The organism is Citrobacter sp. Cc139, assembly GCF_030334645.1.
In the GTDB taxonomy this organism is placed as follows: domain Bacteria; phylum Pseudomonadota; class Gammaproteobacteria; order Enterobacterales; family Enterobacteriaceae; genus Citrobacter; species Citrobacter werkmanii.
Window position 1 is genome coordinate 34,146 of record NZ_JAOWDM010000073.1, and the last position, 17,943, is coordinate 52,088.

General features: G+C 55.1%; 17 protein-coding genes. 9 read left to right on the forward strand and 8 right to left on the reverse strand.

Features of this window, described 5'->3' with window-relative positions:
- Positions 1–9 precede the first annotated feature (9 nt).
- From OGV69_RS07690 to OGV69_RS07705, 4 genes are all read left to right on the forward strand, one after another.
- Entirely contained in the window at positions 10–1,179 is a 1,170-nt protein-coding gene (locus OGV69_RS07690; RefSeq protein WP_069324280.1) for an ABC transporter substrate-binding protein, read from the forward strand.
- On the forward strand, positions 1,152–2,687 hold the full coding sequence (locus OGV69_RS07695) for an ABC transporter permease family protein (protein WP_069324281.1): 1,536 nt from the start codon (positions 1,152–1,154) through the stop codon (positions 2,685–2,687). Before OGV69_RS07690 ends, OGV69_RS07695 begins: the two co-directional genes overlap by 28 nt.
- Positions 2,687–3,319 (forward strand): ATP-binding cassette domain-containing protein, encoded by a 633-nt coding sequence (locus tag OGV69_RS07700; protein WP_069324282.1) that lies wholly within the window; start codon positions 2,687–2,689, stop codon positions 3,317–3,319. The genes OGV69_RS07695 and OGV69_RS07700 overlap by 1 nt, the downstream gene beginning before the upstream one ends.
- 87 nt (positions 3,320–3,406) lie before the next feature.
- Entirely contained in the window at positions 3,407–4,714 is a 1,308-nt protein-coding gene (locus tag OGV69_RS07705; protein WP_069324328.1) for a sulfurtransferase, read from the forward strand.
- A 44-nt stretch (positions 4,715–4,758) separates the two neighbouring features.
- Here the strand turns inward: OGV69_RS07705 and OGV69_RS07710 are convergent, their stop codons facing one another.
- Positions 4,759–5,382 carry a CDP-alcohol phosphatidyltransferase family protein gene (locus tag OGV69_RS07710; RefSeq protein ID WP_069324283.1) on the reverse strand — a complete coding sequence of 208 codons (624 nt, stop codon included), beginning with the start codon at positions 5,380–5,382 and terminating at the stop codon, positions 4,759–4,761.
- Positions 5,375–5,944: a carboxymuconolactone decarboxylase family protein gene (locus OGV69_RS07715; protein WP_069324284.1), complete on the reverse strand. Its 570-nt coding sequence runs from the start codon at positions 5,942–5,944 to the stop codon at positions 5,375–5,377. Before OGV69_RS07715 ends, OGV69_RS07710 begins: the two co-directional genes overlap by 8 nt.
- Positions 5,945–6,023: 79 nt before the next feature.
- Here OGV69_RS07715 and OGV69_RS07720 point away from each other — a divergent pair, with 79 nt between their 5' ends.
- Positions 6,024–6,437 (forward strand): pyrimidine (deoxy)nucleoside triphosphate diphosphatase, encoded by a 414-nt coding sequence (locus OGV69_RS07720; protein WP_162620741.1) that lies wholly within the window; start codon positions 6,024–6,026, stop codon positions 6,435–6,437.
- On the opposite strand, the gene OGV69_RS07725 is transcribed toward OGV69_RS07720, so the two are convergent.
- Entirely contained in the window at positions 6,397–6,657 is a 261-nt protein-coding gene (locus OGV69_RS07725; protein WP_170973239.1) for a YnjH family protein, read from the reverse strand. The genes OGV69_RS07720 and OGV69_RS07725 overlap by 41 nt on opposite strands.
- A 252-nt stretch (positions 6,658–6,909) precedes the next feature.
- On the opposite strand from OGV69_RS07725, the gene gdhA reads away from it, so the two are divergent.
- Entirely contained in the window at positions 6,910–8,253 is a 1,344-nt protein-coding gene (gdhA, locus tag OGV69_RS07730) for an NADP-specific glutamate dehydrogenase (RefSeq protein WP_038640089.1), read from the forward strand.
- Between the two features lie 89 nt (positions 8,254–8,342).
- On the opposite strand, the gene topB is transcribed toward gdhA, so the two are convergent.
- The 3 genes from topB to OGV69_RS07745 all read right to left on the reverse strand — a co-directional run bounded on the left by topB (position 8,343) and on the right by OGV69_RS07745 (position 12,005).
- Positions 8,343–10,289 (reverse strand): DNA topoisomerase III, encoded by a 1,947-nt coding sequence (topB, locus tag OGV69_RS07735; protein ID WP_204563418.1) that lies wholly within the window; start codon positions 10,287–10,289, stop codon positions 8,343–8,345.
- Positions 10,290–10,293: 4 nt separating this feature from the next.
- Positions 10,294–11,337, reverse strand: coding sequence for a selenide, water dikinase SelD (selD, locus tag OGV69_RS07740; protein ID WP_227409056.1), 1,044 nt, complete (start codon positions 11,335–11,337; stop codon positions 10,294–10,296).
- 116 nt (positions 11,338–11,453) lie between these two features.
- Entirely contained in the window at positions 11,454–12,005 is a 552-nt protein-coding gene (locus tag OGV69_RS07745; RefSeq protein ID WP_038640085.1) for an NAD(P)H nitroreductase, read from the reverse strand.
- A gap of 174 nt (positions 12,006–12,179) precedes the next feature.
- On the opposite strand from OGV69_RS07745, the gene sppA reads away from it, so the two are divergent.
- Positions 12,180–14,036, forward strand: coding sequence for a signal peptide peptidase SppA (gene sppA / locus OGV69_RS07750; protein ID WP_069324287.1), 1,857 nt, complete (start codon positions 12,180–12,182; stop codon positions 14,034–14,036).
- Here sppA and OGV69_RS07755 read toward each other — a convergent pair.
- Together OGV69_RS07755 and OGV69_RS07760 are read right to left on the reverse strand one after the other, a co-directional pair.
- Positions 14,033–15,124, reverse strand: a complete 1,092-nt coding sequence (locus OGV69_RS07755) for a GlxA family transcriptional regulator (RefSeq protein ID WP_038640083.1) — start codon at positions 15,122–15,124, stop codon at positions 14,033–14,035. The genes sppA and OGV69_RS07755 overlap by 4 nt on opposite strands.
- A complete protein-coding gene (locus OGV69_RS07760) occupies positions 15,121–16,056 on the reverse strand; it encodes a DMT family transporter (protein WP_069324288.1) in 936 nt (311 codons plus the stop codon). The genes OGV69_RS07755 and OGV69_RS07760 overlap by 4 nt, the downstream gene beginning before the upstream one ends.
- Before the next feature lie 200 nt (positions 16,057–16,256).
- On the opposite strand from OGV69_RS07760, the gene ansA reads away from it, so the two are divergent.
- Positions 16,257–17,273, forward strand: a complete 1,017-nt coding sequence (ansA, locus tag OGV69_RS07765) for an asparaginase (RefSeq protein ID WP_038640081.1) — start codon at positions 16,257–16,259, stop codon at positions 17,271–17,273.
- A 14-nt stretch (positions 17,274–17,287) separates the two neighbouring features.
- Positions 17,288–17,926: a bifunctional nicotinamidase/pyrazinamidase gene (gene pncA, locus OGV69_RS07770; RefSeq protein ID WP_502873881.1), complete on the forward strand. Its 639-nt coding sequence runs from the start codon at positions 17,288–17,290 to the stop codon at positions 17,924–17,926.
- Positions 17,927–17,943 lie beyond the last annotated feature (17 nt).

Sequence of the window (17,943 nt, forward strand, 5' to 3'; positions counted from 1 at the left end):
GGAGATATTATGCGTTACTGCTTATTGTGCCTGAGTTTGCTGCTCTGCCCGCTGGCGGCTTTTTCCCAGGACGCCAGCTGGCAGCAAATCAAAAATGACGCCCGCGGTCAGACGGTATGGTTCAATGCCTGGGGTGGCGATAACGCCATTAACCAGTATCTCGACTGGGTTAGCGGTGAGATGAAAACGCACTATGCCATTAACCTGAAAATTGTGCGGCTGGCGGATGCCGCCGAGGCCGTTAAACGCATCCAGACCGAGGCGGCGTCCGGGCGAACAACCGGCGGAACTGTCGACTTATTGTGGGTAAACGGTGAAAACTTCCACACATTAAAAGAAGCGGGTCTGCTGCAAACCCAGTGGGCGCAGGCGTTACCTAACTGGCGCTATGTTGATACCCGGAAACCGGTCAGTGAAGACTTTGCCATCCCCACGGAAGGGGCAGAATCGCCATGGGGCGGCGCACAGCTAACCTTCATTGCCCGGCGCGATCTCACCGCCCAGCCGCCGCAATCCCCGCAGGCGTTGCTTGAATTTGCGCAGGCACACCCTGGCACAGTTACCTACCCGCGCCCGCCAGACTTTACCGGAACGGCTTTTCTCGAGCAGTTGTTGATTATGCTCACCACGGAACCGCAAGCATTGAAAGTTGCGCCCGATGCCGCCACATTCGCCAACGTTACCGCTCCGTTATGGCATTATCTTGACGCTCTACACCCTTCACTATGGCGTGAAGGCAAAGATTTTCCTCCCACTCCTGCGCGGATGGATGCGTTGCTGAATACCGGTACGCTGCGCTTATCATTGACCTTTAACCCAGCCCACGCGCAGCAAAAAATGGCCAGCGGCGAATTGCCTAAAACCAGCTATAGTTTTGGTTTCTCACAGGGCATGATCGGCAACGTGCATTTTGTCACTATTCCGGCAAATGCTCGCGCCAGCGCCGGAGCAAAAGTCGTGGCAAACTTCCTGCTTTCTCCCGAAGCGCAGTTGCGTAAGGCTGACCCTGCTATCTGGGGAGACCCTTCGGTACTTGATCCGCAAAAACTGCCCAACGAACAGCGTAACGCACTGCTGGCGTACACCCCGCAAGGACTCCCTGCCGTACTGCCGGAACCACATGCTGCCTGGATAAATGCACTGGAACAAGAATGGCTACGCCGCTACGGTACGCATTAATTCTGTTGCTGTGGGGCATCATGACGGCAGTTTATCTGCCGCTGGTGCCAGCAACGTTCTCTCTGCTAGCCCCAGCGCTTCGCACCACGCACTGGCTGGCGCTCTTTGACGATCCTCAACTCTCGCAGGCGTTGCTGGCAACGCTGATTTCCGTAAGCCTCGCAGCTCTGGGTGCCCTGGCCATTACGCTGTTGGCGATCCTCTTTTTGTGGCCTGGCGCTGGCTGGGCGCGATTGTGCACGCGCCTGCCCTTGCTGCTGGCGATCCCGCACGTCGCATTCGCGACCAGCATGCTGTTGATTTTTGCCGAAGGCGGCATGCTCTGGCAGTGGCTGCCCTTTCTCAACTCGCAACCAGACCGCTATGGGGTTGGGCTTGGCATAACGCTGGCGGTGAAAGAGAGCGCCTTTTTGTTGTGGATCCTCTCAGCCCTGCTGAGTGAAAAACAACTTTCACAGCAGGTTATCGTCCTGGATTCGCTGGGTTACAGCCGTTTGCAATGCCTGAACTGGCTGGTACTGCCCTCCATCGCTCCTGCGTTAGGCAAAGCCATGCTGGCCGTCGTGGCCTGGTCACTCTCCGTTGTGGATGTGGCCATCGTCCTTGGCCCCGGCAATCCGCCCACGCTTGCTGTGCTGAGCTGGCAATGGCTCAGCCAGGGCGATGCCGAACAACAGGCCAAAGGCGCACTCGCCAGCCTGCTGCTGGTGTTGTTGCTATTTATCTTCGCACTGGTGGGCTATCTGTTCTGGCGTGGCTGGCGGCGCACAATTCCGTCAGTAAACGGAATACGCCTGCGTTTTTCGTCCACAACAATCGCACAGCCGCTGGTACAACTTTTGCCTATCAGCGGAGTAGTATGCACCCTGGTGCTGGTGCTTTCCGCCAACTCTTCATCGCTCAACAGTGAGGCGCTAAGCAATAGTCTGCAACTGGGACTCATCTCCAGCGTGCTGGGGTTACTGATGCTCTTTGCGTGGCTGGAATGGGGACCGCAAACCGGACACCGTTGGGTCTGGCTGCCCATTATCCTGCCCGCGCTGCCGCTGGTCACCGGACAGTATCTGTTGGCGTTATATACCGGACAAGATGGGCTGATGACGACCATCATCTGGGGCCACCTGCTGTGGGTGATGCCGTGGATGCTGTTTGTGCTCAAACCGGCGTGGCAACGCATTGACCCACGATTGATTTTGATTGCACAAACGCTGGGCTGGACACGAGGTCGCATATTTTGGCGGGTAAAATGCCCATTGCTGTTACGCCCGGCACTGGTCGCCTTCGCGGTTGGCTTCTCGGTCAGTATTGCCCAATATATGCCAACGCTATGGTTAGGGGCCGGACGCTATCCCACCCTGACCACCGAGGCGGTGGCATTAAGCAGCGGCGGCAGCACGGCTGTTTTAGCGACACAGGCGCTATGGCAGCTTCTGTTACCGCTATTCGTTTTCGTACTGGCGGCGCTTTTCGCCGCGTGGCTCGGCCGCTTTCGACAAGGACTCCGTTAATGCTCATCGTTCAAAACCTTTCAGTGTACCGGGGCGCGACAACGCTACTGAAAGATGTGAACTTCCAGGTTAGCAAAAGTGACATTGTCACTATTATGGGGCCTTCCGGTAGCGGTAAGTCTTCGCTTTTTTCGTGGATGGTCGGCGCATTGTCTCCTCAGTTTCAGGCTTCAGGCGAACTGTGGCTCAACGAACGGCGTATAGACATGCTGCCCACCGCGCAGCGCCAGATTGGCATTCTGTTCCAGGATGCGTTGTTGTTTGACCATTTCAGCGTTGGGCAGAATTTACTGCTAGCCTTACCCGCCAGCCTGCAAGGATCCGCCAGACGCCATACTGTTGAAAACGCCCTTACGCGCGCGGACCTGGCTGGATTTTATCATCGCGATCCGGCCTCGCTCTCCGGCGGCCAACGATCGCGTGTCGCCCTGCTGCGCGCCCTGCTGGCTCAGCCTCAGGCGCTGCTGCTCGATGAACCCTTTAGCAGACTGGATGCGTCGCTACGCGATACCTTTCGCCAGTGGGTCTTTACCGAGGTGCGCAAGCTGAATATTCCGGTGGTACAGGTTACGCATGACGCGCAGGATGTCCCGTCAGCAGGCCGTGTATTACAGATGGAAAACTGGGCGTGAATGTGGCGATATGCTGCGTTAACGCAAGGTTTTTACTTAACCGGCGGCACAGAATGTCGTCTTCTTTTTTCAACGTCGGGCTATTCGATGAAACGTGTTTCTCAAATGACCGCGCTGGCACTGGCTTTAGGGCTCGCTTGCGCTTCTTCCTGGGCTGCTGAAACAGCACAGACGCTCACCCTCAACCAGTTACAGCAAAAGCAAGGCGCGGCGATCGATACCCGTCAGAGCGCTTTTTACAACGGCTGGCCACAATCGCTCAATGGTCCTTCCGGACACGAACCCTCCGCACTGAATCTGTCTGCCGCCTGGCTCGACAAAATGAATGATGAACAACTCAATGCCTGGGTGAAGGCGCATCAGCTAAAAACCGATGCGCCGGTGGCGTTGTATGGTAGCGATAGCGAGATGCAGGCCGTTAAATCCCGCCTGCAGAAAGTCGGTTTTAGCCATATTTCAACCCTCAGCGACGCCCTTGCGGATCCTGGCCGCCTGCAACGTCTGCCGCACTTCGAACAACTGGTTTACCCGCAGTGGCTGCACGACCTGCAGCAGGGAAAAGAAGTGACCGCCAAACCGTCGGGTGACTGGAAAGTGATTGAAGCCGCCTGGGGCGCGCCGAAGCTGTATCTGCTCAGCCATATCCCTGGCGCGGACTACATTGATACCAACGAAGTCGAGAGCGAACCACTGTGGAATAAAGTTTCCGACGCGCAACTCAAAGCCATGCTGGCAAAACATGGTATTCGCCACGACACCACGGTGATTTTATACGGTCGTGATGTCTATGCCGCCGCGCGCGTGGCGCAAATCATGTTGTATGCAGGCGTGAAAGATGTGCGTCTGCTCGACGGCGGGTGGCAAACCTGGTCAGATTCAGGTTTGCCGGTGGAACGCGGAACGCCGCCGACGGTGAAAGCGGCTCCTGATTTTGGCGTTGCTATCCCTGCCCAACCACAACTGATGCTGAATACGGAACAGGCTCGCGGCCTGCTGCATCGCCAGGATGCGTCGCTGGTCAGCATCCGCTCGTGGCCTGAGTTTATTGGTACCACCAGCGGCTATAGCTACATCAAGCCAAAAGGTGAGATCGCAGGCGCACGCTGGGGCCACGCGGGGAGTGATTCCACGCATATGGAAGATTTCCATAACCCGGACGGCACCATGCGCAGCGCGGATGATATCGCCGCCATGTGGAAACAGTGGAATATCACGCCAGACCAGCAGGTTTCTTTCTACTGCGGCACCGGCTGGCGTGCTTCAGAAACGTTTATGTATGCCCGCGCGATGGGCTGGAAAAACGTCTCTGTTTACGACGGTGGCTGGTATGAGTGGAGCAGCAATCCGAAAAACCCGGTCGCCAGCGGTGAACGGGGTCCGGACAGCAGCAAGTAAAATGGTCACCATTGCCGGATAAGCGCATCCGGCAACACAAGACATTACGCCTGACGCTGAACCGCTTTCAGCGTCAGATATCCGCTCCAGATCCGAGTGAACGTCGTCATCCAGCACAGCGCGCCAAAGACCCACGCCAGCACGGCAAAAGATTCCGGGAACAAACAGCCCAAAACAAACAGCAAAATAGTCTCAGTGCCTTCGGTTAGCCCCCCCAGATAATAAAACGATTTATGCGCGTAGCCTGGGTTATCAATATCGTGTTTCGCTGCCAGAGCCGCGAAAGCGAGGAAGCTGCTGCCAGTACCAATAAACGCAAACAACAGCCAGCCCCCAGCCAGTGCATTCTGCGCAGGTGCGGCAAGAATAAAACCAAACGGTACTAAGGCGTAAAACAGAAAATCGAGTGAGATATCGAGAAATCCTCCCGCGTCGGTTAGCCCTCTGCGCCGCGCCAGCGCCCCGTCCAGCCCGTCAAACAAGCGATTAAGCACAATGACCACCAGCGCCGCCAGATACCAGCCTAACGCCAGAAATGGCAGGGCCAATACGCCAATAGCAAAACCGACCAGCGTCAGGCCATCCGGGGTAATCGCAGGTTTATCAATAATGCCCACACAGCGATGCAACAGCGGTTTTAACCGTGGATGAAGATGACGGTCAAGCATGCGGGCGTCCTTTAAAACTGTCGCACAATCCTTGCGCAGGAATATCGAGGGCGGCATTAAAACGCGCCGAGAGATTTTGAAACGCAATCAGCGCGGTCATTTCAGTAATGACGTCATCGGTAAAATGCTGCTTCATTTGCGTTTTCAGCGCATCGTCTACCTGCGGTGGCGTGGCGGTCACCGCATCCGCATAGGCCAGCGCTATGCGCTCTTCTGCGTTAAACAGCGCTGATTCTTGCCAGTTGGCGACCTGCAAGACTTTATCCAGCGCGCCACAGCGTTCCGCCAGCCGTAAGCTGTTGGCATCAACACAGAAGGCGCAATGACATACCTGAGAAACGCGGGTCATTAACAATGCGCGCATCACCGGCGTTAAGCGCGCCTTTTTACGCTCCAGAAACCCGACAAACAGCGCCACCAGCCAGAACAGAAACGGCATCCGCCCCCACCAACGCGTGGGATGCAGCACATCGCCATAATGTTTTTTCTGCGTCGCGACGAGCGGTTGCAAACTGGAGGGAATACGCGTTAACGGACTTACCCACGAGTGAGGATCGTTCAACGATGACTCCTGAATACTTTAGATAACTCAAAGATAAATATAGTATGTCATTTTCTGCTGTTAGATCTTGATGAATATGATGAAAACCCTCGACGTGGTCGCCGCTATCATTGAACGTGATGGCAAAATTTTACTGGCTCAGCGTTCGCCGGATGCGGATCAGCCAGGCATGTGGGAATTTGCTGGCGGTAAAGTTGAGTCGGGCGAAAGTCAGTCTCAGGCTCTGGTGCGTGAACTGCGTGAAGAATTAGGCATCGACGCAGTCGTTGGGCGCTATATCGCCAGCCATCAACGTGAGGTTTCAGGCCGGCTGATTCATTTACATGCCTGGCATGTACCGTCTTTTCAGGGAGAACTGAATGCGTATGAACACCAGGATATGGTCTGGTGTTCACCCGAAGAGGCGCGGCGTTATCCGCTGGCGCCTGCCGATATCCCGCTGTTAGAAGCCTTTATTCTTTTACGCGCCGCCAGACCAGCGGATTCGTGCTGATCGTTTTATCATCGCGTTGGCACTGAAGCAGCACACCATCCGCTTTGATCACCGCCCCTTCGGAGTAGTTTTGATCCTGATAAATACAGCACTGACTACAAGGCTGCGCTCGCTGCCCGCTGGAACTGAACACTTCCGGCGGCACATTCACCTGCACATCCGGGCGATAAAGCTGATTTGCCAGCGTCGCGCTGGACACCAGTACCAGCGCTCCTGCCATGATTAAACGGCGCATATTCTTTCCTTTGTGACTGACAGTTATGCTCAGTATAACGGTATAAATCGGCAGAAACTTTAGTCCCTCCCGTCATCGTTTTTGGTTATGACCCACGCCACGATATTAATTTACTTAGCGGGGTTAATTTTTTCTTGCGTCCCGTCACGCTGCTGGTGGTATAGTCAAAAACTGCAAAACACTTAACACAAATATCAAAAATATAACCATATCAATACATAAGAGGTTTTTATATCTATGGATCAGACATGTTCTCTGGAGTCGTTTCTTAACCATGTACAAAAGCGCGACCCAAACCAAACCGAGTTCGCGCAAGCCGTTCGTGAAGTGATGACGACGCTGTGGCCCTTCCTTGAGCAAAACCCACGTTATCGCCAGATGTCGCTGCTGGAGCGTCTGGTTGAGCCGGAGCGCGTGATCCAGTTCCGCGTAGTCTGGCTCGACGATCGTAATCAGGTGCAGGTTAACCGTGCGTGGCGCGTGCAGTTTAGCTCCGCCATTGGCCCATACAAAGGCGGTATGCGTTTCCACCCTTCCGTAAACCTGTCGATCCTGAAATTCCTCGGTTTCGAGCAGACCTTTAAAAATGCCCTCACCACGCTGCCGATGGGCGGGGGTAAAGGCGGGAGTGACTTCGACCCGAAAGGTAAAAGCGAAGGTGAAGTGATGCGTTTCTGCCAGGCGCTGATGACCGAGCTGTTCCGCCATTTAGGTCCCGATACCGACGTTCCGGCGGGCGATATCGGCGTGGGTGGTCGTGAAGTCGGCTTTATGGCCGGGATGATGAAAAAACTGTCCAACAACAGCGCCTGCGTCTTTACCGGTAAAGGTCTCTCTTTCGGCGGCAGCCTGATCCGCCCGGAAGCGACCGGCTATGGCCTGGTGTACTTCACCGAAGCGATGCTTAAACGTCATGGCCTCAGCTTTGAAGGCATGCGCGTGGCGGTCTCTGGCTCCGGTAACGTTGCACAATTCGCCATTGAGAAAGCCATGGAATTTGGCGCCCGGGTGGTGACCGCTTCCGACTCCAGCGGCACAGTGGTCGACGAAAGTGGATTTACCAAAGAAAAACTGGCGCGTCTGTGCGCGATCAAAGACAGCCGTGACGGTCGCGTGGCGGATTACGCCCGGGAGTTTGGCCTGACCTATCTCGAAGGCAAGCAGCCGTGGTCGGTTCCGGTCGATATCGCCCTGCCGTGCGCCACCCAGAACGAACTTGATGTCGACGCGGCGCGCGTACTGATCGCCAACGGCGTGAAAGCTGTCGCCGAAGGGGCAAACATGCCGACCACCATCGAAGCCACCGACCTGTTCCTCGAAGCGGGCGTTCTGTTCGCGCCGGGTAAAGCCGCCAACGCCGGTGGCGTAGCGACCTCCGGTCTGGAAATGGCGCAAAACGCCGCACGTCTGGGCTGGAAAGCGGAGAAAGTGGACGCGCGCCTGCACCACATCATGCTGGATATTCACCATGCCTGCGTTGAATACGGCGGCGAAAGCAAACAAACCAACTACGTACGTGGCGCCAATATCGCGGGCTTCGTGAAGGTTGCCGACGCGATGCTGGGCCAGGGTGTGATTTAATATTGTCTCTGTAGAACCGTAGGCCGGATAAGGCACGGGTGCCGCATCCGGCAAAGCCTGATGGCGCTACGCTTATCAGGCCTACAGACTTACACGCCTGCCTCTTCGGATGGCGGGCTTTTTTTCGCCGGGCGTTTACGCGGCGCGCTCTTTTTCTTATCGCCACCACTGCCACCCGGCGCGACAATTCCCCGGAAGCGCCGTACCGGCGTACTGCGCGCCTGATCGATGAGCTGATACAGCGTTCCCACCAGAGGCTGCATGAAATCCTGATAACGACACTGTTTTTCGCTGATTTGGGTCAGAATAGATTCCCAGTGCGCGGTCATATCCGGACGCGTCGCCATTTCCGGCAGCGAGTGAAACAACGCTTTTCCGGCATCAGTCGAATGGATATAGCGCCCTTTTTTCACCAGGAATCCGCGCTTGAACAGCAGCTCGATAATCCCGGCGCGCGTCGCTTCCGTACCTAATCCATCCGTGGCGCGCAGGATCTTTTTCAGATCTTTATCCTGCACAAAGCGCGCAATCCCGGTCATCGCTGACAGCAACGTGGCATCGGTAAAATGGCGTGGCGGCTGAGTCTGACGTTCAACCACTTCGCCTTTTTCGCACAGCAATTCATCGTCTTTAGCCACCACCGGCAACGGCGTCCCGTCGTTATCTTCATCACGCTCCTTATTGCCAAGCAGCGTGCGCCATCCGGCCTCCGCCAGAAAACGCGCTTTGGCGACAAACTTGCCTTTGGCAATATCCAGCTCAATAACGCACTTGCGGAATACCGCATCCGCACAAAACTGCATCAGATACTGACGGGCAATCAGGTTGTAAATTTTCGCTTCGTTGTCATTCAGGTTGATGGACGAACTGCGCGCGGTAGGAATGATGGCGTGGTGGGCATCCACCTTTTTATCGTCCCAGCAGCGGTTTCGCGTATCGGGATCCACCGCGGGTTGCGGAAGCAGATCCGGCGCATGAACGCTAATTGCGTTCATTACCGCATGACGTCCGGCAAAATGTTCTTCCGGCAGATAACGGCTATCCGAACGCGGATAGGTAATCAGTTTATGGGTTTCATACAGTTTCTGGCAGATATCCAGAACGTTCTGCGCGCTCAAACCAAAGCGTTTCGCCGCTTCAATCTGCAACGCCGACAGCGAAAACGGCAGCGGCGCGGATTCTGATTCCCGTTTATCGTTATAGCTGGTAACGAGCGCCGGCTGCCCGCTAATACGGTTCACCACGTGTTCGGCCAGCGTACGATTCAGCAAGCGCCCTTCTTCGTCCTGATACGGCTCACATGCTTCGCTGGGCTGCCAGATAGCGGTAAACCGCTCATCGGCGGGCGTCACGATATACGCTTTCACTTCAAAGAAATCTTTGGCGACGAAGTTTTCAATCTCTTCATCGCGACGCACAACCAGGCCGAGCACCGGCGTCTGTACGCGCCCGACCGAGAGTACCCCTTGATAGCCCGCGTTACGCCCAAGAATGGTGTAAGCACGGGTCATATTGATGCCGTACAGCCAGTCTGCCCGCGCCCGCGCCAGGGCCGACACGCACAGCGGGATGAACTCACTGTTGGCCCGCAGACGCTCAATAGCCCGTTCGACGGCCTGCGGGTTGAGGTCGTTAATCAGACAACGTTGCACCTGCTGGCGCTTTTCAGGAGCCAGTTGCAGGTAATCCAGCACTTCATCCACCAGCAGTTGTCCTTCACGATCGGGGTCTCCCGCGTGAATAACCTCGCTGGCTTCATGTAAAAAGCGCTTGATAACGTTGAGCTGTTTGGTCACCGAAGGACGTGGCTGCAGTTGCCACTTTTCCGGGACAATCGGCAGATCGACCAGACTCCAGCGCGCATAACGGCTGTCGTAGGCGTCTGGCTGCGCCTGCTCAAGCAGGTGACCAATACACCAGGTCACCACTTGTCCGTTTCCGCATTCAATAAAGCCGTCACCTTTGCGATGCGGCTTTGGCAGCACATCGGCGATAGCGCGCGCCAGACTCGGTTTTTCGGCAATAAACAACCGCATCGAGTTAACGGATCTCAACCATGGCGCGACCGCCACGAGCTTCCACTAACTCACCAATCGCAGTGAGATCGATACCAAACTGCGCCGCTGCCGCTTTCACTTCGGCTTCCGCTTCCGGCGTTACCGCCAGCAGCAAACCGCCGGAAGTTTGCGGATCGCAGAGCAGGTCGCGAACCGGCTGCGACATTTCACCCATCAGGTGTCCGTAGCTGGCAAAGTTACGCTGGGTACCGCCCGGCACCGCGCCCTGCGCGATGTACTCTTCAACGCCAGGAAGCTTAGGAATATCCTGATAGACAATCTGCGCCTGAATGCCTGCGCCCTGACACATCTCGCTCAGATGTCCCAGCAGACCAAAACCGGTAACGTCGGTCATGGCTTTCACGCCCTCGATATCGGCAAATGCCGCACCGGCAATGTTCATCCGACACATCACTTCCGTCGCCAGCCCTTTGTGCTCCGGCTTCAGCAGCGATTTTTTCTCTGCGGTTGTCAGGACGCCTATGCCCAGAGGTTTGGTCAGGAACAGCTTGCATCCCGCCTCGGCGGTGCTGTTTTTCTTCACGCGTTCAGTGGGCACAACGCCGGTAACCGCAAGACCGAAGATAGGCTCCGGGGCATCGATAGAGTGACCGCCCGCCAGCGCGATACCCGCCTGACGGCAGGCAAAGCGTCCGCCTTCGGTCACTTCACGGGCAATTTCCGGCGCCAGCTTATCCAGCGGCCAGCCCAGAATAGCAATTGCCATAATCGGTTTGCCGCCCATAGCAAAAATATCGCTGATGGCGTTGGTGGCGGCAATACGGCCAAAATCAAACGGATTATCGACAATCGGCATAAAGAAATCGGTGGTGCTGATAACGCTGGTGCCATTACCCAAATCGTAGACAGCGGCGTCATCGCGGGTTTCATTACCCACGAGTAAGTTTGGATCAACGAACTTCGCCTGCTCGCTGTGCAGGATGGTTTCCAGCACTTTAGGGGAAATTTTACAACCGCAACCGGCTCCGTGGCTGTATTGCGTTAAACGAATAGCTTGCTCGCTCATGGACATCTCCTGTCATTGCAATTCGGATATGGTAGCGCTCATTCCATGATGTGGTAAGAGTGACTGTCTGAATTCAGGTGTCTTTGCTCATAATCCAGACAGTTTTGCCTTTGATATCAGAAATAACGAACAAAAGCGCTCGGATCGGCCAGGCTAATGGTCGTGGACGCTTTTAGCTGCGGCGTACCCAGATAGAGAAAACCGACGATCTTATCCTGCGGACGACAATCAAACGCTTCGCGAACTTCCGCGCTTTCCGTTAATGCGCCGCTACGCCAGATACCGCCAAAGCCCTGAGCAACAGCGGCCATCTGCATGGCCATTACCGCGCAACCGGCAGACATTTCCTGTTCCCACAGCGGAACCTTGTCGTTTTCTTCACATTTCGCGACGACGGTAATGATCAGCGGGGCGCGAAACGGCGCCGTCCGCGCTTTTTCCTGAGCTTTCTCGTCGCTGCCTGCGGCAATAGCGCCTTTTTCAAGCACGGCGCTAAAGCGCTCGCGCCCTTCGCCCTCAATGACAAAGAACTGCCACGGTTGCAGCGTTTTGTGGTCTGGCGCGCGCATTCCCGCCCGCAGAATGTTTTGCAGTTGCTCTCCCGCCGGTGCCGGTTCGACAAGACGAGAAGCGCTACGACGGGTGATGAGTAATTCGAGTGCATCCATTTGTTTAACTCCAACAATGAGATTTATTCACAAAATTAACACGTGAGCGGATTTTGTTACAGCACAGGCGGTGATTCCTGCTGACAAGTGCCCGTTGGGTCATTACGATAGCCACATCTTAACGCCTTTTTCGGGATAACCGGGTGGCGTGTTGTTAATCGGTAGGGAGAATACATGCGAACCCTGTGGCGATTTATTGCCGGATTTTTTAAATGGACATGGCGATTACTCAATTTCGTCCGTGAATTTGTGCTTAACCTGTTCTTTATCTTCTTGGTGCTGGTTGGCGTGGGGATCTGGATGCAGGTCAGTAGCAGCAACACCAGTGAACATGCTGAACGTGGCGCGCTGCTGTTGGATATCTCGGGCGTGATTGTCGACAAGCCTTCAAGCACCAGTCGCTTGAGCGCCATTGGTCGTCAACTGTTTGGCGCCAGTTCTGACCGACTGCAGGAAAACTCCCTGTTTGATATCGTGAATACCATTCGCCAGGCGAAAGATGACCGCAACATCACCGGCATCGTGATGGATTTGAAAAACTTTGCCGGGGCCGATCAGCCGTCCATGCAGTACATCGGTAAAGCGCTGCGGGAATTCCGCGACAGCGGTAAACCGGTCTTTGCCGTGGGCGATAACTTCAGCCAGGGGCAATATTACCTCGCCAGTTTTGCCAACAAAATTTACCTTTCTCCGCAGGGTTCCGTTGATCTGCACGGTTTTGCCACTAACGGTCTGTACTACAAGTCCCTGCTGGATAAACTGAAAGTCTCAACGCACGTGTTCCGCGTCGGTACCTATAAGTCTGCGGTAGAACCCTTCATCCGCGATGATATGTCCCCTGCCGCGCGCGAGGCCGATAGCCGCTGGATCGGCGAGCTGTGGCAGAACTATCTCGATACGGTAGCCGCAAACCGTCAGATCCCAGCCCAGCAGGTGTTCCCCGGCGCGCAAGCGATGCTGGACGGTTTGACAAAAGTCGAGGGTGATACCGCAAAATACGCGCTCGACAACAAACTGGTGGATGCACTCGCCTCCAGCGCTGAAGTCGAAAAAATGCTGACCAAACAGTTCGGCTGGAGCAAAGCGGATAAAAACTTCCGCGCCATCAGCTACTACGATTATTCGCTGAAAACCCCGGCGGATACCGGAGAGAGCATTGGCGTCATCTTCGCGAATGGCGCGATTATGGACGGTGAAGAAACCCCAGGGAATGTGGGCGGCGACACCACTGCCGCACAAATCCGCGAAGCGCGTCTTGATCCGAAGGTGAAAGCCATTGTTCTGCGAGTGAACAGTCCTGGCGGCAGCGTCAGCGCCTCCGAAGTGATCCGCGCTGAACTGGCTGCGGCCAAAGCAGCGGGCAAACCGGTCGTCGTGTCGATGGGCGGTATGGCGGCATCAGGCGGTTACTGGATCTCCACGCCAGCCAGTTACATTGTGGCTAACCCCAGCACACTGACCGGTTCAATCGGGATCTTTGGCGTGATCAACACCGTGGAAAACAGTCTGGATTCCATTGGCGTACATACCGACGGCGTAGCCACCTCCCCGCTGGCGGACATTTCCATCACTAAAGCGTTACCGCCTGAAGTACAGCAAATGATGCAACTGAGCATCGAGAACGGCTATAAGCGCTTTATCACGCTGGTCGCGAATGCACGTAAGACAACGCCAGAGCAGATTGACAAAATCGCTCAGGGCCACGTCTGGACCGGCCAGGATGCGAAAGCCAACGGTCTGGTAGACAGTCTGGGGGATTTTGACGACGCCGTCGCGAAAGCGGCTGAACTGGCCAAACTGAAACAATGGCACATTGAGTATTACCAGGACGAACCCACATTCGTGGATATGGTCATGGACAGTATGTCAGGTTCGGTTCGCGCCATGCTGCCCGCTGCCATTCAGGCAATGCTTCCGGCTCCGCTGGCTTCTGCGGCAAGTACGGTAAAAGCTGAAAGCGATAAGCTGGCCGCGTTTAACGATCCGCAAAACCGCTATGCGTTTTGCCTGACCTGTGCCAACGTTCGTTAACCGTCAAATGCTGCCCCGGATGGGGCAGCATTGATTCGGGTATTCCGACAATCCCCAGGCGTACAGCCAAATTCCCGACTAAACATGCGAATAAAGTGCGCGCAGTCGCTAAACCCCAGACGCAGCGCAATCTCCGTTACGCTCTCTCCAGAATTTATCAGCAGCCAATGGGCATAACGCAATCGGGCGCTACGGATAAACTCCCCCGGCGACTGAGAAAACTCAGCATTAAACAACCGGGTCAACTGCCGTGGACTCAGATTGACTTCTGCGGCAAGCCATTGGGTGGAGATAGGTTTAACCAACCCTTTCTCAATCAAAAATACGGCCTTACGTAAGCGGCTATCGCTCACATGCGTAAAGCCTATCGCTCTGGAAACCGCCACGGAAGTGCCGTCTATTCGGTTAGGCACTGACATCTGGAAAATGGCTTTTGTCGCTCTGTCGGGGCCACAGTGTCGGCGAATAAGCTCCGTCGCCAGTCCGATCGTTGAGATACCGCCCGGGCAAGTCAGTATCCCCTTTTCTTCATGGAAATCGACGCCGGTTCGGGCGGTCAACAGAGGAAATTGCGTCTTAAAATCGTTCAGATGCCAGGGATGAACCGCCGCAGTTAATCCCTGTAGAAAACCCTCCTGCGCCAGAACAAAGCTGCCCGTACAAACACCGACCAGCGGGATATTCCGCTGATGGGCAAGATGCAGATAACGCCGCGCGGCAGGGTCCGCTTTTGCCATACTGCGCAATAGCCCACCGATCACCACGATATAATCAAACTGCTCCGGGGTAACGAATGCGCTATCCGGCATCATCGCCATGCCCGAACTGCTTAAAACAGGCTGTTCTGGCGTAGCGCTCATCAGACGCCAGGAACAGCGGATCTTCTGGCTGTCATCCCCCATATCCGCCGCGTGACGCAGCGCATCCGTCAACCCCGCCAGTGCCAGTAAAGGAAATTCAGGCCATAGTACAATCCCGACATTTAATTGCGGCCTGAGGGGCATCGCTGTCTGGTTCGCATCAATGGCGGTGATAATATCGCGATCCGCTTTTCCACCTGGGGGCAACGCAATGTTGTTTTTCTTCACTTCAGGCTCCGGTTTAAACCCGGGCGATGGCGCAAAATTGCCCGGGACGGTAATGACACACAAAGCAATCCTGTCAGTATCAACAGCGCCCCTACGATAAACGCAGGCTGTAGCGATTCTCCCAGAAACATCACGCCGGCGATAATCCCCATCGCAGGCGTCATCAGAACCAGCGTTCCCAGCGAAGCAACATGATAATTACGCAGCAGAGTAAACCAGATTAGATAGCTTGAAAATGCGACGACCAGCGTCTGGAAAGTCAGACTAGCCATCAATGTCGAGGTCATATGTATCGTCGTTTCACCCAGCATCAAACCAATAAGCAATAACACAATACCGGTGATAGCGAGTTGATAAAACAACGTACACGATGAAGGAATGGTAGCAAGACGACTGCAGCGAATCACAACGCTGGACGTTCCCCAGGCAATGCCCGCAAACAGCCCGCACAAATCGCCTGCCAGACTCCACTGCGTATTCTCGTCATGCGCAACCCACATCACGGCGACGGCAATCCCGAAAAAGGCGATGCCCAACCCGCACCACTGCAGGCGGCTCAGGCGTTCCTCAGGCAAAATAATATGTAACCCGACAGCGGAAAACAACGGCGCGGTGTACAGATAAAGCGCCATATGAGAGGCAGTCGTCAGCGTTATTCCGACAGAAACCAACACGAACTCAAGCGCAAAAAGCAGCCCAACGATAGTACCCATTCTGGCAATACTGCGCTCACGCAGGCGGCCAAATATATTATCCCTGCGGTGAAAAAGCAGTCCAATCAGCAGCGCGGCAATTGCAGAACGCAACCCCACCTGAAGAAACGGCGACATATCATCAGCCGCGGATTTAATCGCAACCTGTTGACTACCCCAGACACCGCAAATCACCACCATCAGCAAAATAGCGGCATTATCAATTCTCTTTCTGATCATTTCTCGATCCGTAAAAGTACGCGTAAAAGAAGGTCGATACTGTAGGACTGAGGGGGGAGAACCACACTGTATAATCGGGACAACGCACTGAACGTAAATGACATATTGATCAGACAACCGGTATGCGTCATTTGCGCTGTTTTTTTTCAGGAGGGACTTTATACTGCGCCTGTTCATGCACAACTTAATCTGTGACGCCCATGCAAAAGAAATCGATTTACGTTGCCTATACCGGCGGTACCATTGGTATGCAGCGCTCAGAACAGGGTTATATCCCCGTTTCTGGTCATCTTCAGCGCCAGCTGGCATTGATGCCAGAATTCCACCGCCCTGAGATGCCAGACTTCACCATCCATGAATACGATCCGCTGATGGATTCTTCCGATATGACGCCGGAAGACTGGCAGCATATTGCGGAAGACATTAAATCGCACTATGACGATTACGATGGTTTTGTCATTCTCCACGGTACCGACACCATGGCGTTTACCGCTTCGGCACTCTCTTTCATGCTGGAGAATCTCGGCAAGCCGGTGATTGTGACAGGGTCACAAATACCACTGGCAGAATTACGCTCCGACGGACAAATTAATTTGCTGAATGCGCTCTACGTTGCAGCGAATTATCCGATTAACGAAGTGACCCTGTTCTTCAATAATCGACTGTTTCGCGGCAACCGTACCACCAAAGCGCATGCCGATGGTTTTGACGCCTTTGCCTCACCCAATCTTTCCCCTCTACTGGAAGCGGGTATCCATATCCGTCGACTGGGAACACCACCTGCGCCACACGGTACGGGCGAACTGATTGTTCACCCTATCACGCCACAACCGATTGGCGTGGTGACTATTTATCCTGGGATTTCTGCGGATGTGGTACGCAACTTCTTGCGCCAGCCGGTTAAAGCGTTAATTTTACGCTCTTACGGCGTGGGCAATGCGCCGCAAAATAAAGAGTTTCTGCAAGAGCTTGAAGATGCCAGCTCACGCGGCATCGTGGTGGTTAACCTTACGCAGTGTATGTCCGGCAAGGTGAACATGGGGGGTTACGCGACGGGGAACGCGCTGGCGCATGCTGGCGTTATCGGCGGCGCGGATATGACGGTCGAAGCAACGCTGACCAAACTGCACTATTTGCTGAGTCAGGGGCTGGACACGCAGAGCATTCGTCAAGCCATGTCGCAAAATCTGCGTGGCGAGCTCACGCCAGACGAATAAAGGAGTTAATGCCCATGGCCCGAGCCTTACTGTTGGTCGATTTACAGAACGACTTTTGTGCCGGCGGCGCCCTCGCCGTCCCGCAAGGCGACAGCACCATCGATATTGCTAACCGCCTGATCGACTGGTGCGCCCCGCGCGGCGACACCGTCGTCGCCAGTCTGGACTGGCATCCGGCTAATCACGGTAGTTTTGCCAGCCAGCACCAGGTTGAACCTTACAGTCAGGGGCAACTGGACGGCCTGGCGCAGACGTTCTGGCCCGACCATTGCGTGCAAAACAGCGAAGGGGCAGCCCTGCATCCTTTGCTGAACCAGCGCGCGATAGCGCAAACCTTCACTAAGGGCGAAAACCTGCTGGTCGACAGTTATAGTGCGTTTTTTGATAATGGTCGTCGTAAGGCAACCGCACTGAACGCATGGCTGCTCGAACATCGCGTTGCCGAGCTCATCATCATGGGGCTGGCGACCGATTATTGCGTAAAATTTACCGTTCTGGATGCGCTCGATCTGGGTTACGCCGTCAGCGTCATTACCGACGGTTGTCGTGGCGTCAATATTCACCCCCAGGACAGTGCAAACGCCTTTATGGAAATGGCGGCGGCGGGTGCGACGTTGTATACGCTGGATGACTGGCTGGAAACCCAACCGTAAGCGACGCCGACAGGATC